The following is a 15,513-nucleotide window of genomic DNA, read 5'->3' as shown; positions in this document are numbered from 1 at the left end:
TGACATGGCGTTATTAGAAGTCAAAAATCTTGAGGTGTGTTTTGGGCTACGAAGTGGCACCGTAACCGCGTTAAACGATATTAATTTTACTCTCGATCGTGGTCAGCGTTTAGGCATTGTGGGGGAATCTGGAGCGGGTAAATCGGTTTTAGGGTTCTCTATTTTAAACTTGATCGCGCAGCCCGGTTATATTGCGGGTGGTCAGGTTATGTTTGAGGGAAATAATCTCCCAAGCATGTCGGCCGCCGCCTTGCGAAAAATCAGGGGTAATCGAATATCAATGATTTTCCAAGACCCGATGATGACTCTCAACCCTGTCTTAACAATAGGCGACCAGATGGTTGAATGCTTAAAAGCTCATCGTCGAATATCATCACGCGATGCGCGTCGTATTGCATTACAAAAGCTACAGCAAGTCCAAATCCCTTCGCCTGATAAAAGGCTGGATCAATATCCGCATGAATTGTCAGGCGGGATGCGTCAACGGATTGTTATAGCAATCGCTTTATTACTTGATCCGGATATCATCATTGCCGATGAGCCTACAACGGCATTGGATGTAACCATTCAGGCCGAAATTATGGAACTCATGTTAGATTTGTGTGAGCAGCATAGTGTGGCATTAATCTTAATTACACATGATTTGGGTGTGGTTTCTCAGGTTACTCAACACATGTTGGTAATGTATGCCGGACGCGTGATTGAGCAAGGGCCAACCAAAGAAATTATCAATGATGCACAGCATCCCTATACTCAAGGTTTGATGAATGCATTACCGCAAATGGCCATCCCCGGCCAGCATTTAAATCAGATTCGTGGCGCCATGCCCGCTCTTCAAAATATCCCGACAGGCTGTGCATTTAATCCGCGTTGCGATTATGCCAACCCTATATGTAGTGAAGCGTTACCGGGTTTTACTCGATCGGGTAATTGTCAGGTTGCCTGTCATATGGTGGCTCAAATGAAAAACGATTTGATGTTAGCGGAGAGGGCTGAGCTATGAGTCAAATAATAAACTCTGTGCCGCCATCTACCGATGTTGGCGTCTACAATGCCGCTCCGACAAAAGAAACGTTGGTTCAAGTGCGTGATTTGTATAAACGCTTTTCACTGTCCGGAGACTTTTTAGATCAGCTACGTTTCAAGAAAGGCCGAATTGTTCGTGAGCAGGCGCACGTGCATGCGATCAATGGTGTAAACCTAGAGGTGTTCGCCGGTGAGGCTCTGTGCGTAGTAGGGGAGTCGGGTTGCGGAAAATCAACCGTTGCGAGAACGGTAATGGGCTTATTGAAGCCGACTAGCGGCGAAGTGGCCTATCGTGGAGAGCGTATTGATCATCTGAGTGATAAGCAGGTTCTACCCTATCGAAAAAAAATGCAGATGATTTTTCAAAACCCCTATGCGTCATTGAACCCTCGAATGACAATTTTAGAAACCCTTAAAGAGCCGCTTCGGTTTCACAATCCAGCGATGAGCCCTTTTGAGGTGCGTGATAAAGTGGCTGAGGTTATGCAATCGGTGGGTGTGGATCCAAGCTGGGGCGAGCGCTATCCGCATGAGTTTTCTGGGGGGCAGCGTCAACGAATAAGCATCGCCCGCGCATTAGCAGTAGATCCAGAGTTTATTGTGGCAGATGAACCGATATCAGCGTTGGATGTGTCGATTCAAGCTCAGGTCCTTAATTTGATGATGGAGGCACAGCAAGACCGTAACCTAACGTATCTTTTTATAACGCATGATCTCGCTGTGGTTGAGCATTTCGGTACACGAGTAGCCGTCATGTATTTGGGCACTGTGTGTGAGTTAGCCCCAACCAAAACATTGTTTGATACCCCGCGCCACCCCTATACACAAGCACTAATGTCGGCGATTCCACGGTTAGAAGATGACCGCCCAGAGTTCATTCGTTTATCCGGCGAAGTGCCTACGCCTGTTAACTTACCCGCGGGCTGTGTATTTCATGGGCGTTGTCCACATGCAAATGAGCGCTGTAAATCAGAAGTACCTGTGTTAAAAGGTCAGATAGACGGTAGCCAAGTGGCTTGCCATGCTGTTGAAGAAAACCGAATTTAAAAGTAATGAATCGCTTATTTGTTTCCTCTGTTTGTACAGGAGCTAGAACGTGAAGATTAGTAGCCGGTTTGATGCCGGAAATATCGAAGTCATTTCGGCGGACACCGCTAGTGATATTCAGCTGTCCATTAAACCAGACAACGGATCAGATTTTTTCCAATGGTTTTATTTTCGCGTGCAGGGCGCTAGCCGACAAGCATTAACCATGCGCATTACTAATGCAGCAGATGCCGCTTATGCTGAAGGTTGGGATGGTTATCAAGCAGTAGCTTCGTATGATCGACAGTGTTGGTTCAGAGTGCCTACTCAATATGAAAAGGGGGAACTCATCATTCAACACGAACCGTCACAGGCGAGTATTTATTATGCTTATTTCGCACCCTATAGTCATGAGCAGCACTTAGATCTTGTGGCTCGTGCGCAGCAGTCGCATCGTTGCCAGTTAATCGATTTAGGTAACACTATTGACGGGCGTGATATAGAGTTACTTAAACTATCCAGCACGGCTCATTGCTCAACTGATCAAGCGATAAATATTTGGGTTACAGCACGTCAGCATCCAGGTGAAACGATGGCTGAGTGGCTTGTAGAAGGGTTGCTAGAGCGTCTGGTGGATCAGCATGATGCGCTGTCGCGTCAATTATTAGAGCGATGTGTATTTTGGGTCGTGCCGAACATGAACCCAGATGGTTCAGTACGAGGGCATTTACGCACCAATGCGGTCGGTACTAACCTGAACCGTGAATGGCATGACCCAACACCCGAGAAAAGTCCAGAAGTGTTGGTTGTTCGGGAAAAAATGAAAGAGACAGGCGTAGATTTGTATCTAGATATCCATGGTGATGAAACATTACCGTGTAACTTTATTGCTGGGCAAGCAGGTTCACCACTTGTCAGCGATGATATTCTGACAGCCGAACGGATTTTTAAAGAAAACCTTGCCCGCATTAACCCCGACTTCCAAGTGGAAAGAGGCTATGAGCCAGGAAAATTTGGCCAAGAGACACTCACCATCGCTTCATTTTGGGTAGGAGAAACCTTCGGTTGTCCTGCCATGACGTTAGAAATGCCTTTTAAGGATTATGATAAACGGCCTGATCTGGCCTACGGCTGGTCTCCTGAGCGATCAAAGCAATTGGGTAAAAGCTTGTTGCATCCTATAGCTGAATGGTTAGAACAACATGCTTGAGCGCGTTAATGAGCAACAGATAGGCCGAGTGCGTTAAATGGAAACTCGCTGGTTGGATGATTTTATTGCGCTAGCCCACACGCGCCATTTTTCTCGTGCAGCAGATGAGCGCAATATTACTCAGCCGACATTGAGCCGTCGGATAAAAATGCTGGAAGAAGAAATGGGGGTTACCTTAATTGATCGTAACACCCTGCCATTAGGGCTAACGCCAGCCGGTGAAATATTTTTGGCCAGTGCACAGCAAATTGCACGTTTAGCCAAAGATACGCGTGCTCAATGCAAAGAAATCAAAAAACAGGAAGAAAACCGCCTGCGCTTTGCTACAACACAAACATTGTATTTGATGTTTTATCGCAATTGGTTGCAGCCATCTGCTCAAAAGCACAATGTCGAAGTAGAGTTAGACCTGTCTTCAACAACATGGGCGGCGAGTGACTTTGTTAATGCGCTTACCCAAGGGCAATGTGATTTGCTCCTGTGTTATTGGCATCCCCAGATTACTTTTATAGAAGCATTGGATGATACCCGCTTTGAATACCAAGTTGTGTGTGAGGAAGCGTTGGTGCCTGTTTCGGCAATGAATGAACAGCAGGCTCCTTTGTTTCAGCTACCTGGTAAAAAACGGGAGCCATTACCTTATATCAGCTATCATCCTAGCTCTTTTCTTAGGCCTTTAATTGATCATGCCCTATCCAGTGGGCTAGAGCCGCCGCATTTAACGACCGTCAATGAAAATATGTTGTCGGTTAGTGTTAAAGCCATGGTTAAAGAGGGTTTTGGAATTGGCTGGTTACCTCAACGGCTTATTAACGACAGCGTGAATTATGGTCAGTTAGCTATAGCAGGCGATGAGCGCTGGCAAATTCCTTTGCAAATTCGCCTTTACCGCTTACGCGATAACCATCGCAGCCAACTCGATGTTTTTTGGTCAGGTTTAGCAAACGATGGGATGCAAGTGGGTGTGTAATTGGATTCATTTTATTTTTTAGTTAGGTTGTTGGCGTAATGATAGATTTCTCTCTTTTTGAAACTCACATATCAAGTTTGCAGCAGCAGGTGGAGCAAGCGCTAAGTCAACATGATTTTGATGCTTTACTCATTGGCTCGGGCCACACAAAAAAACATTTTTTAGATGACACGCATTATGCCTTTAGAGCAAACCCTCATTTTGTTCGTTGGGTGCCTTTTTTACATGAGTCTGCCGATTGTTGGTTATTGATACAAAAAGGTAAAAAACCGGCTCTTTACATCTATGCTCCCAATGATTTTTGGTATCAAAGCACGCCATTACCTGTTGATGAGTGGGCTGGATTGTTTGATATAACCCTAGTTACGGACCCAGCACCTGCGTTGATGACACAGGAAAACCAGCGCTATGCCGTAGTTGCAGAGGAGCCGCTGCATAACTTTTCAAACAAGTTTGAATGTAATCCTGACGCTTTACTTAATACGCTGCATTTTGATCGGGCCATTAAAACATCATGGGAAATAGAGTGTATCTTTCGGGCGAATTGCTGTGCTGTAAAAGGTCACGCAGCGGCCAAAGCGCTTTTTCAGAAAAGTATCGTTCCAAGCAGTGAAAGCAGCCTTACCGAACGTGCATTACATAATCGATATTTGCAAGCCACAGGACATTTAGATCACGAGCTACCCTACAACGTTATTATGGCATTAAATGAAAATGCGGCGACCTTGCACTATCAGCATAAAAGCCGCTCTCCATTGCCTGTTGCTCGCACGTTACTGCTGGATGGGGGAGCGAGCTATCTTGGATATGCTGCGGATATCACACGCACCTGGTCAGCTTCCGCTGTTGATATGCCTCAAGCAGAGCAAGCCATCGCTACTGTATTTGCCGCTATCGTTAAAGCCGTAGAGCGATTACAACTGAGTGTTATCGAACAGATTAAGCCAGGGTTGGATTATATTGAATTGCATCGGCTAGCCCATCAGTATTTAGTGGATGTGTTGTTATCAACAAAATTACTGGCGCAGTGCCCGCCCACTGATGAAGTACAAGAAGTGATTACTCGAACGTTTTTTCCGCATGGTTTAGGGCACTTTTTAGGCATTCAAACGCATGATGTGGCTGGTTTTCAACAAGACAGCCAAGGCACAGTTAAAGCGCCGCCTGCCTCCCATCCTTTTTTGCGTTTAACGCGTGTGCTGGAAGAAGGTATGGTTCTGACTGTTGAGCCGGGTTTGTATTTTATTCCGTCGCTACTAGAGAAACTGCGCGCAGATGCCGCTGGCTCGTTTGTTAATTGGGACCTTGTGGATCAGCTTAAGCCTTGGGGAGGGGTTCGTATTGAGGATAATATTCTTGTTACAGCAACCGGAGCGCGGAACCTCACGCGGGAGGCATTTGCTTTGTTGGATGCAAATTAATCTTATGAATACAATCAACATCTAAGCGGTGCTTAATAGTCTATTTGAGCCGCTTTAGTCTTACTCATAAAACTGGTAACGTGAGACGAGTTTTAGTGTTCAGGTAGGGTTAAAGCTGAATGAGTCGTGATAACGAAGAAATAAATGTCCCTCTAATGGGGCCTGCAGATCCAGATGAGCTAAAAGAGTCCAATAAACCTTCGGCGGCTTCCGCGGGGAGTAAAAAAAGCACGGCTAGCTCGTCTGTAAAAGCAACCAACCGCCAAGGCGATAGCTGGGTTACTACGCTTATTCTAGTGTTGCTAACGGCAGGTTGTGGGGTATTGGGGTATCTTGCCTTTGGAATGCAATCTACCTTAATGGAGCAGCGTGCGTTATTAAGCGAAGCTCAACAGCAGGTGTCTGCTTTAGAGGAGCGCTTGCAGCAAACCAGTGAGTCGGCGTCGCAGTCTGGGGAAACGTTGCAGCAGCAGGTTGAAGGTTTGCAGCAGGCCTTAGATCAACTAACGGCGCAACAGTTGGCCACAGTCGATCAAAATACACAGTTAGAAGCATCTATTATCCAATTAGAACAAACCACTCAGGCGTTGGCGGAGCAAGCAACCGATCGTTCAGAGCAAATAAATCGTATGTTGGATCAGCAAACAACTGATCAGGAACGTATAGGGGTATTGCTCGCGTCCAGTGAAACGGTAATAGAATCTGTTAACCAAATAGCTCAGATGAAAGAGCAACTATCTGAGGTAGCAAAAGAGCAAGCCTTAATCCTGAAAGCGAATTCTGATCAGCAGCAATCGTTAACTGAGCTTGAAAGCTCCCAGCAGTCCTCGACCGATAATGCTAATCAGGCCATTCAAGCATTAGCACAGCGTCTGGATAGCTTAGATCAGCTTTCATTACAGCTACAAACGCAATTAGCTATATTTGATGAAACCAGTGTGGATCGAGCTAACCAACAGCAGACCAAATTGGCTGCTTTGGATAAGCGTGTAGCTAGCCTTGATAGCTACACAAAACAGTTAGCTAAAGTTGCTGGTAGTGTAAAAACGGACACTCGGTTAACTCGTCGCGTTGCAACTAACGAGCAGGCGATAGCGGCTATTGATGGAACGCGTCGTCAAGTAAATAGCGAGTTGCTAAATATTCGTCAGCAACTAAATGCTCTGTCTCTCAAGGTAGGGCGTTGATAGACTGATCTTTGTCACCATAAAAGCATTGCGCTTGGTCCAGCTGATGTGCAAAATGACTTGTTTGAACTGAATAGGTACACAAAACGAACCCATGAGGATTCGAACATTTTTTGCTTTGCGATTAGCAGAGCCCGTTGTGCGACAGTTAGCTGACCAAGCTGATGATTTATGCGCAAATGATAGAAACCTAGAAGTTGATTGGGTTGATTCCGATCACTATCATTTGACCCTTTGCTTTATTGGTGACACAGCGCTGGACACCGTAGATCAGTTAGAGGCGCTGGCTAAAGAACACTTATGCAGTGAAACGTCCTTTCAAATTTGTTTGGATCGCATAGAGTACTACCCAATCAACCCCGAACTGTCCTTAATTGCAGCGTTGCCGCCAGAAAACGAGCATCTTGAGAATTTCCAAAAGAAAGTGGCCTCTGTGGTTGAAGCGGCTGGCGTGAAAAGTGATCCGGCAGACTTTAGGCCGCATATTACTTTAGGGAAATTGCCTCGAAAGAATAAATTCCAACCCCCTGAATCTTGGCCGTCACTCGATTTGTACAGCTTGGCGGATTCAGTTGTATTGTTCCAGAGCAAGCAAGGAGAGCACGGTTCCGTATATACTCCTCTGTTTGAAGTAGATCTGCAGGACCTGTCCTGAATATCTCGATCTATTACACCTAACGAACCCTAACTTGTATTGAGTCCACCCATGATTAGCCCAGAGTTACTTTCGCCCGCCGGCACGTTAAAAAATATGAAGTATGCATTTGCTTATGGTGCCGATGCTGTCTATGCCGGCCAGCCACGTTATAGTCTGCGTGTGCGTAATAATGACTTTAATATGGATAACTTGGGTGAAGGGATCCAGATAGCACACCAGCTAGGAAAAAAGTTTTTTTTAGCCAGTAATATCTTGCCTCACAACAGCAAGTTAACGACTTATATCGATGATTTGCGGCCTATTATTGCGATGGGGCCTGATGCGATCATTATGTCCGATCCTGGTTTGATCATGTTGGTTAAAGAAAACTTCCCTGATATGACGATTCATTTATCGGTTCAAGCAAACACGATGAACTGGGCGGCTGTTAAGTTTTGGCACCAAGCTGGGGTTGAACGCGTTATTCTTTCTCGGGAGTTGTCATTGGATGAAGTGGCTGAAATTCGTCAGCGCTGCCCCGAAATGGAAATTGAAGTATTTGTACATGGCGCCTTATGTATAGCCTACTCTGGTCGTTGTTTATTGTCTGGCTATATTAATAAGCGAGACCCAAACCAAGGCACTTGTACCAATACATGCCGCTGGAAATACGATGCACATGAAGCCAAAGTCGATGATTCAGGGGATGTTGTTCCTGTGCAAACTTTCGATCCAGTCGACGCGATGGCTCAAGACCAGCCCGATTTAGGGCAAGGCAAACCGACTGACAAAATCTTTTTGTTACAAGAAGAAACGCGCCCCGGCGAATACATGCCTGCTTTTGAAGATGAGCACGGCACCTACATAATGAACTCTAAAGACCTGCGCGCTATTCAACATGTACATCGCTTAGCAGAAATGGGTGTCGATTCGTTAAAAATTGAAGGCCGAACTAAATCACATTATTACGTTGCGCGAACAGCGCAAAGCTATCGCAAAGCGATTGATGATGCGGTGGCTGGTAATCCGTTTGATATGTCATTGATGGATGAGCTTGAAAACTTAGCTAGCCGTGGTTATACGGAAGGTTTTTATCGCCGCCATGTGCATGATGAGTATCAAAATTATCAAAATGGTAATTCGGTCGGTGTCCAACAGCAGTTTGTTGGTGAAATTTTAGGGCGAAATACTCAAACTGGCATGATGGAAGTGGATGTGAAAAACCAATTCCAGCTAGGCGATACGTTAGAATTAATGACTCCGCACGGTAACCATAAGTTTACGCTTGCAGAAATGCTGAACAAAAAAGGAAAATCAACTGACCGCGCGCCCGGCTCTGGGCATGTTGTTCAAATTCCAATGAGTCTAGACGTTGATATGGATTATGCGTTATTGATGCGGGACTTACCGAGCCGCACCTGATAAGAGCGGCCAGCTTAGCTGGCCATATCAACGAGGGTAGTGGATAGCTTAGTCGGGCAGTAGTGTGGTTGCGCCAATGAGCTCGCGGGATCGACTAGGCTTTCTTTTTTTAGAGATAAGCCTAGTTTCTTTAATTGCTCTTCTTCTAATGCCGTTAGTGGTGTGTATTGAGGATCGAATAAGACGGTACTCAGTACGTCGGTAACAGGTGAGTTTTCGCGAGCTAAATATCGGATTAGTAGCAATACTCGATCGTACAATGACATGTGAGGAACTTCGGGATCTATTCCAAGAGAAGGAACAAAGACCTTAGGGCATTGGGCATGGCTAATTTGCTCAATCATTCCTTGAGGAAGTAAGTTAGCCACTAGGCTGCTGTAAAAACTTCCTGGTGCATAACAAATTAGATCACTGGTGCTGACTTTGCGCAGCACATCTGTTTTGGCTCGGCAATTGACTCTTTCGACTATTCCATTCTTCATATCTTCATCAACGTGACAAAGAAATAGGCTGTTAATAGAGTGCTTAAGTGCTGGAAGTTCTTTACCGGTTATTCGATGCTGGCCGACGACGTAATCACCGTTAGTAAGGTGGGCAGCAAGGTGTAACGGGGTATCGCAGCCCGTGTTGACGTAGCCTTGCACATTTACTAATCGGCAAAACCGCTTTATCACGGGATCTAACTGGCATTGGTTTTCTAGATAGCCGCCTGCAATCATTAAATTGCCTAAGCTGGCTCCTCGTAGATCAAAATCAACAGGCATGTCAGCTTTAAAGCGGGCTATATCTCGGCATATAACTTCTTGCCACGCCTTCGGAACACCCCTGTTTAAAGAATGAGTACCCGTAATAACACTTTCTAATTCGCGCGCTAAAGCTGATCTGGCTTGCGTTTTAGGTAGGCGGTAATTTAATAGCTTGTAAGTGGCGTAGTTGCCAGGCTGGCTTTCGTCCGCTAAGGCTAATAATCGACTGCGAAGGTCGCCAATAGCTGGCATGTTAAAGGCATCACGTAGCGTGGCAGAGCTTCCACCTGAATCAAACGGGGTCACAATATGCACTGATCGACGAGTGTATTTTTTAAGTGTACGGCTTGTATCTTTAAGAGCTGAACCACCCGAAAAAAATGTAATTTGAGGCTCATTAGCCATAGTGAGTCATATTCCGGTGACTAGCCATAGGCTGATAAATATTAATGGCTCTTATGTTACGCACGATAAGTACTTCCTGTACTGATAAAAAAGCGGGAGGTTCCCGGGTTTGGTTCGATATTTCGTGAACAAGTTTATGTTTTATTGGCTTTATTACATCTTAATGACCCCGGATGTCTTGATAACATAATAGCGGACTTTTATGTATCTTTTTACCCGCTTTGACTTAGCTCTGTAATGGGTAGGACAGTTAGTAGTCAGTACTTTAACTAATACGTAAAAGATAAATTTGTGTGAGTAAAGTTAAACCAGTTGTTGCCCCGCAAGGCATCAAAATTGATGTAGCGTAGACGTATATCTGTTTAAGTAATCTATTAAGCGATTTTCGACTAACGACACATGCCGCGGGTGCGGAATTTTGGTGTATAATCGCTGCAATTGGACCACCCTAGAGTCCTAATCTTTGATGTAGAACCTTAATCAACCTGTGACTTAATACAGTTAAGTGGAGAGCCTCAATGAGCGTTATTCGCCAAGATGATTTCATTAGCAGCATTGCTGATGCACTGCAATTTATCTCCTATTACCATCCGGTAGACTTCGTAAAAGGTGTTCATGAAGCCTACCAAAAGGAGCAAAATCCAGCGGCGAAAGATGCCATGGCTCAAATCCTTATCAACTCGCGTATGTCAGCCGAAGGACATCGACCTATTTGCCAAGACACTGGCATTGTAACCGTATTCTTAAAGGTCGGGATGGATGTTCAGTGGGACGCTAAAATGAACGTCACGGACATGGTCAATGAGGGTGTGCGCCGAGCCTATAATCACCCAGATAATGTGTTGCGTGCGTCGATCTTGGCGGATCCTGCAGGCAAGCGTCAGAATACCAAAGATAACACACCAGCCGTCATCCATTATGAGATTGTTGAAGGTGGCGAAGTTGAAGTTCACGTGGCGGCCAAAGGCGGCGGTTCCGAGAACAAGTCAAAAATGGTCATGTTAAACCCGTCTGACAGTATCGTTGATTGGGTGGTTAAAACCGTTCCAACCATGGGAGCGGGGTGGTGCCCTCCTGGTATGCTTGGTTTAGGTATTGGCGGTACGGCAGAAAAAGCGGCCGTGCTGGCAAAAGAGTCTTTAATGGAGCCTATTGATATTCATGAACTGCGCGAGCGAGGCCCGCAAAATCGTGTTGAAGAGCTGCGTTTAGAAATTATGGATGCGGTTAATGCTCTGGGTATAGGTGCTCAAGGCTTAGGTGGTTTAACCACAGTGCTTGATGTGAAAATCATGGATTATCCAACCCATGCGGCTTCGTTGCCTGTGTGTATGATTCCAAATTGCGCTGCAACACGTCATGCGCATTTCACATTGAAAGGTGATGGCCCTGCAATCCTGACTCCTCCAAGTTTAGATGATTGGCCAGAAATTACCTTTGAGGTAGGGGCGAATACACGCCGTGTTAATCTCGACACCATTACGCCTGAAGAAGTGCAAGATTGGAAAGTAGGTGAGACAGTATTATTGAGCGGTAAGATGCTAACAGGTCGTGATGCTGCGCATAAGCGTATGATCGAGATGCTCAATAACGGTGAAGAATTGCCGGTCGATTTAAAAGGCCGTTTCATTTATTACGTAGGGCCGGTTGATCCTGTAGGGGATGAAATTGTTGGTCCTGCAGGCCCGACTACGTCCACACGTATGGATAAGTTCACCCGTCAGATTTTGGATACAACAGGTCTGTTAGGTATGATTGGTAAGTCTGAGCGTGGACAGGTTGCTATTGATGCTATTAAGGACTACAAAGCAGTCTACTTAATGGCAGTAGGTGGTGCAGCGTATCTTGTTTCCAAGGCTATTGTTGGTTCAAAAGTAGTTGCTTTCCCTGAAATGGGCATGGAAGCAATTTATGAATTTGAAGTGAAAGATATGCCAGTGACCGTTGCGGTTGATGTGAACGGAGAGTCTGTTCACACTACTGGGCCAGCCAAATGGAAAGATATTATTGCAAAACAAGTGGGTTAACTTGTTGAGTAACCATTGAAAAAGCGGCTTAGGCCGCTTTTTTTATGCTCCAATAATGGAGTAGCACGCTATCTCTTAACGGTATCTATTATGCACTGGCGTTAGCTGAGCTTGAAGAGGGTGCACAATTTGCCGAGTAGTTTCCATTATTTGCCATGGCAGTATTTAACTGCTGATACCCCTGCTTTATCCAATCTTGTAACTCAAGAGATTCAGAAGTTGAAGTAGTAATTATGCTTGTGGATATCGTGATCACTTGATGTGCTTTAACGTGCTCTATTTGCAATGACTCCACGTCGCTACGCATTTTTTCAGCTAATGAGTAAGCAATCGTATTGGGAGTTATTGGTAAAACAACGGCAAATTGAGCAGAACCTGTACGTGCGACCAGATCGCGGCTGCGCCTTTGGTGGTTTTGAAGTATGTGCCCAACCCGTGCTTGCACCCAGTTGGCACGCTCAGGCCCAAAGGTCTCAGAGAACCGCTTAAACTGATCTATTTCAATAAGGATAACCGATAGGGGCGTTTTTTTGCGTATCGCTTGTTCCCATTCAAGAGACAGCGTTTCGTCAAACATTCGCTTACTAGACAATGAGGTTATTTGATCTGTTCTTGTTTTGTTATTGTGAGCATACATGGCTTTTAAAATAATAAACCCAACCACGACAATGGCGCCCACTAATGATGCTCCAATAGGCAGCCAGTAGCCCAAATAAACGGCCAGCGGAGGGAGGGCCAAAAATATCACAGACAAAACGGCCGATAGCGAACGTATAACAATGCTTTTTTCAAGCAAGATAAATGTGGCGTACAAAAGCGCGGTTAATATGATGGCATAGCACAAGCCCCAAATAGGCAATATGGGGGTGAGTACCGCATGTTGAACAAGTGCTTGATATAAATTGGCATGCAGAACAGTACCGGAAACCATGTTTAGGTTAGGGTCGCCTGCAAGAAGAAAGCGGGCTTCAAGGCCAGCAGCTTGAATGCCAACAAATACAGGCCGCCCATTAAAGATATTGCTCGGTATGCCTTTTTCTAATACATCAATAAAACTAAAGCGCTGGAAGCTTACCGCTTGCGGGGGTCTTGGAATCAGTACTTCTCTATCACGACTCCATTTGCGGTTAACCCCCATTCGATGATGAGGTGCTCGTGTACCGGGGAAAAACGTATTTAGCACAGTTGTGTTATCTAACATAGCAAGCCCAAATGCCGGCCAGTTGGGTTCATCAATTCCAGCTTTAAGAAATGTACGGCGCACCCGCCCGTCGCTATCGACATCAACCTCTACATGCCCTAGTTGGCTACCATTGGGTATTTGTGGGTTACGAAACGGGTAGACTGTTGTACCGCTTTCGCCAAATACTGGGAGCACGATGTTTGCGCTTTTGCTGATGGCTTCTCGTAAACGCAGGTCGTTGAGCGGCTCTTCTATATCAGGGTCAACAAATGCGATGTTGTAACCGATTACCTGAGCCCCCGCTTGGTTTAGAAGGTCGATCATTTCGGCATGTAAGTGCCTCGGCCACGGCCAACGGCCTAATGCTTCTAGGCTCTTGTCATCAATATCAATAAGAATGGGGTCAGGAGAGTCGTAGCTATCACGGCTGATAGTAACTCGGTCAAACAATGTATTATCGATTACGGCTTGTAAAGGCGTTAGTGCTGTGCCTAACACGAGTATTAGGCATAGCAGAAATCCCGCATCCTTGTGTTTAAGCAAATCCATAAGCTTACAAAAATAAAATCACAGTAAAGGCCGTCCAAATAATAGCGGGTAGGTAAGAGTCGAGTGGTACTTCTATTTGTTGCGTGGCAGACCAGCCGCCGGCAAAATTATCACTGTCAAAACCCCGCACTCTGAAATAGTAAGTGCCCATTTCTGGTTTCTGTAACACAGCACTTGATTCAGGCACTGTAACATCTTGCAGAACTTCTTCAAAGGAAGGATCGTTAGACAGCTGTACTTGGTAACTCACGGTTATATCATCCGGTTGCCAGCCAAAGCCTAGTGTATCTTCGCTTGTTACTGGCGCTTCTAATTCGGGTGTTGCCGGTACAGGTTTTACCGTAAGTGGGTACGTATGTCCTTTAGGGCCAACCTTACCTTGGTTGTCTTCACTGGTCACTCGCCAAAAATATTGACCTGGTTGCTCTAGGGTAAGGGTTTGCGTGTGTTCTGTTGTTGGTTCAAAAATAGCAACGGGCGAAGTAAATTGCTTATCTGTTGCGATTTCAAAATGATACTTAACGACATTTTCAGGTTGTGTCCAATTAAAGCTAACTTCACCGGCATAGACTTGATCTGTCGATAAAGGCGCTTGAATAACTGGAGGGAAGGGGCGGGCATCGATCGTGAAAGGTTTAACGGTACTTAAACCCTGTAGGTCATTATTATCGATACCTCGAACACGGAGCCAGTATTGTCCGTCGGGCAGTTCTACAGGGATATTTAATTTAGCGACTGGGCTTTGAGTATCCAGCACGATACGCGAAAAATCGGCTTGATCTGATATCTGAGCTCTGTAATTAACGGCTTTATTCAGTGTCTGCCAAGATACGCGTGCAGGCAGGTAGCGGATATCATCTGGCGCTTTTAGGTCTGGCTCGGATAATAATTTAACCGGCTTGCGAGGAGCTTCATTTTTGTAGGCTAATGTTCCAAAGCGTTTTGGGACACGGGTGTTACCTAAGGCGTTTGTAACATCAATTTTACCTTGGGTTACTTCGGCAGCCGTACTGTCGTCATTGGCTCTTACACGGTATACCGTACCGCGAGTTGTTGCGAATGCGGTGGGTGTCTGGATAATAAAACGAGAGCCGGATTGTTTGTTCGGGTTGGCGTGGATCTCTGCCTCACCTTTGTTGAGCTTAACGTTAATGTCTGTAAAGTTGTTATCGCTGCCAATAACTTGGGCTTCATCAATCACTAGTTCACTATTGGGGGTGATGAGAATTTCGGTTTGATCCTCAAATTTAATGAGGACGCTACCGTTTTCGCCAGTGGTAATGACGTCTCCGGCTAGCACAATGGCATCGTCTATTTCTTTAGTGGCTCCTGCTTGGCTGATGAGTGAAACAGGGCCTGAAACTTCTACGAGTTGGACTGTGGCAGGGCGTTCTTGAATGAAGTCTCTTGGAATCTGAAGCAGAGTACCCGCTGCCATGATACGATCGTTGCTGACGTTGTTAAGCTCAGTAATCTCTTGCCATTTTCTCCAATCAGTTAGCAGCTCATGGGCAATGGTCCATACATTGTCGCCTTGTTGCATTTCATAGGTCCAATACTCATCATCCTGAGCATAAGCTGACGGTGAAGCTGCCGAAATGCCTAATGCGAGTGCGATAGAAATGCCTAATATTTTAGCGTGCTTAATGTGCGACATTGTATTCCAAACTAATTGCTGATTGTCTATTAAGAAAGTCTACAAAA

General features: G+C 45.5%; 12 protein-coding genes. 9 read left to right on the top strand and 3 right to left on the bottom strand.

Going from position 1 to position 15,513, the window contains the following annotated elements; translation table 11 throughout:
* Positions 1–4: 4 nt before the first annotated feature.
* The 8 genes from BS617_RS10705 to trhP all read left to right on the top strand — a co-directional run bounded on the left by BS617_RS10705 (position 5) and on the right by trhP (position 8,899).
* Positions 5–1,003, top strand: coding sequence for an ABC transporter ATP-binding protein (locus tag BS617_RS10705; protein ID WP_075172794.1), 999 nt, complete (start codon positions 5–7; stop codon positions 1,001–1,003).
* Positions 1,000–2,073 (top strand): ABC transporter ATP-binding protein, encoded by a 1,074-nt coding sequence (locus tag BS617_RS10700; RefSeq protein ID WP_083610002.1) that lies wholly within the window; start codon positions 1,000–1,002, stop codon positions 2,071–2,073. Before BS617_RS10705 ends, BS617_RS10700 begins: the two co-directional genes overlap by 4 nt.
* 49 nt (positions 2,074–2,122) lie before the next feature.
* A complete protein-coding gene (locus BS617_RS10695) occupies positions 2,123–3,262 on the top strand; it encodes a M14 family metallopeptidase (protein WP_075172793.1) in 1,140 nt (379 codons plus the stop codon).
* Positions 3,263–3,299: 37 nt separating this feature from the next.
* On the top strand, positions 3,300–4,232 hold the full coding sequence (locus BS617_RS10690) for a LysR family transcriptional regulator (RefSeq protein ID WP_075172792.1): 933 nt from the start codon (positions 3,300–3,302) through the stop codon (positions 4,230–4,232).
* A 38-nt stretch (positions 4,233–4,270) separates the two neighbouring features.
* Positions 4,271–5,653, top strand: coding sequence for a Xaa-Pro dipeptidase (gene pepQ, locus BS617_RS10685; protein WP_075172791.1), 1,383 nt, complete (start codon positions 4,271–4,273; stop codon positions 5,651–5,653).
* A 119-nt stretch (positions 5,654–5,772) separates the two neighbouring features.
* Positions 5,773–6,840, top strand: coding sequence for a coiled-coil domain-containing protein (locus BS617_RS10680; protein ID WP_075172790.1), 1,068 nt, complete (start codon positions 5,773–5,775; stop codon positions 6,838–6,840).
* Positions 6,841–6,934: 94 nt separating this feature from the next.
* Complete coding sequence (gene thpR / locus BS617_RS10675; RefSeq protein WP_075172789.1) at positions 6,935–7,495, top strand: RNA 2',3'-cyclic phosphodiesterase; 561 nt, start codon at positions 6,935–6,937, stop codon at positions 7,493–7,495.
* A 51-nt stretch (positions 7,496–7,546) separates the two neighbouring features.
* Positions 7,547–8,899, top strand: coding sequence for a prephenate-dependent tRNA uridine(34) hydroxylase TrhP (trhP, locus tag BS617_RS10670; RefSeq protein ID WP_075172788.1), 1,353 nt, complete (start codon positions 7,547–7,549; stop codon positions 8,897–8,899).
* A 14-nt stretch (positions 8,900–8,913) separates the two neighbouring features.
* On the opposite strand, the gene BS617_RS10665 is transcribed toward trhP, so the two are convergent.
* The gene (locus BS617_RS10665; RefSeq protein WP_075172787.1) at positions 8,914–10,050 is read right to left on the bottom strand and encodes a GAK system CofD-like protein; all 1,137 of its coding nucleotides are present in this window, start codon (positions 10,048–10,050) and stop codon (positions 8,914–8,916) included.
* Positions 10,051–10,568: 518 nt separating this feature from the next.
* Between BS617_RS10665 and BS617_RS10660 the strand changes: the two genes are divergently transcribed.
* A complete protein-coding gene (locus BS617_RS10660; RefSeq protein WP_075172786.1) occupies positions 10,569–12,077 on the top strand; it encodes a fumarate hydratase in 1,509 nt (502 codons plus the stop codon).
* A gap of 88 nt (positions 12,078–12,165) precedes the next feature.
* Here BS617_RS10660 and BS617_RS10655 read toward each other — a convergent pair whose 3' ends face one another.
* Positions 12,166–13,809 carry a CHASE2 domain-containing protein gene (locus BS617_RS10655; protein ID WP_075172785.1) on the bottom strand — a complete coding sequence of 548 codons (1,644 nt, stop codon included), beginning with the start codon at positions 13,807–13,809 and terminating at the stop codon, positions 12,166–12,168.
* 4 nt (positions 13,810–13,813) lie between these two features.
* A complete protein-coding gene (locus tag BS617_RS10650) occupies positions 13,814–15,466 on the bottom strand; it encodes a FecR family protein (protein WP_075172784.1) in 1,653 nt (550 codons plus the stop codon).
* Positions 15,467–15,513: the final 47 nt, after the last annotated feature.

The organism is Neptunomonas phycophila, assembly GCF_001922575.1.
Classification (GTDB): domain Bacteria; phylum Pseudomonadota; class Gammaproteobacteria; order Pseudomonadales; family Balneatricaceae; genus Neptunomonas; species Neptunomonas phycophila.
Note: the sequence above shows the minus strand (reverse complement) of the source record. Positions and strands in the feature narration are given on the sequence as shown.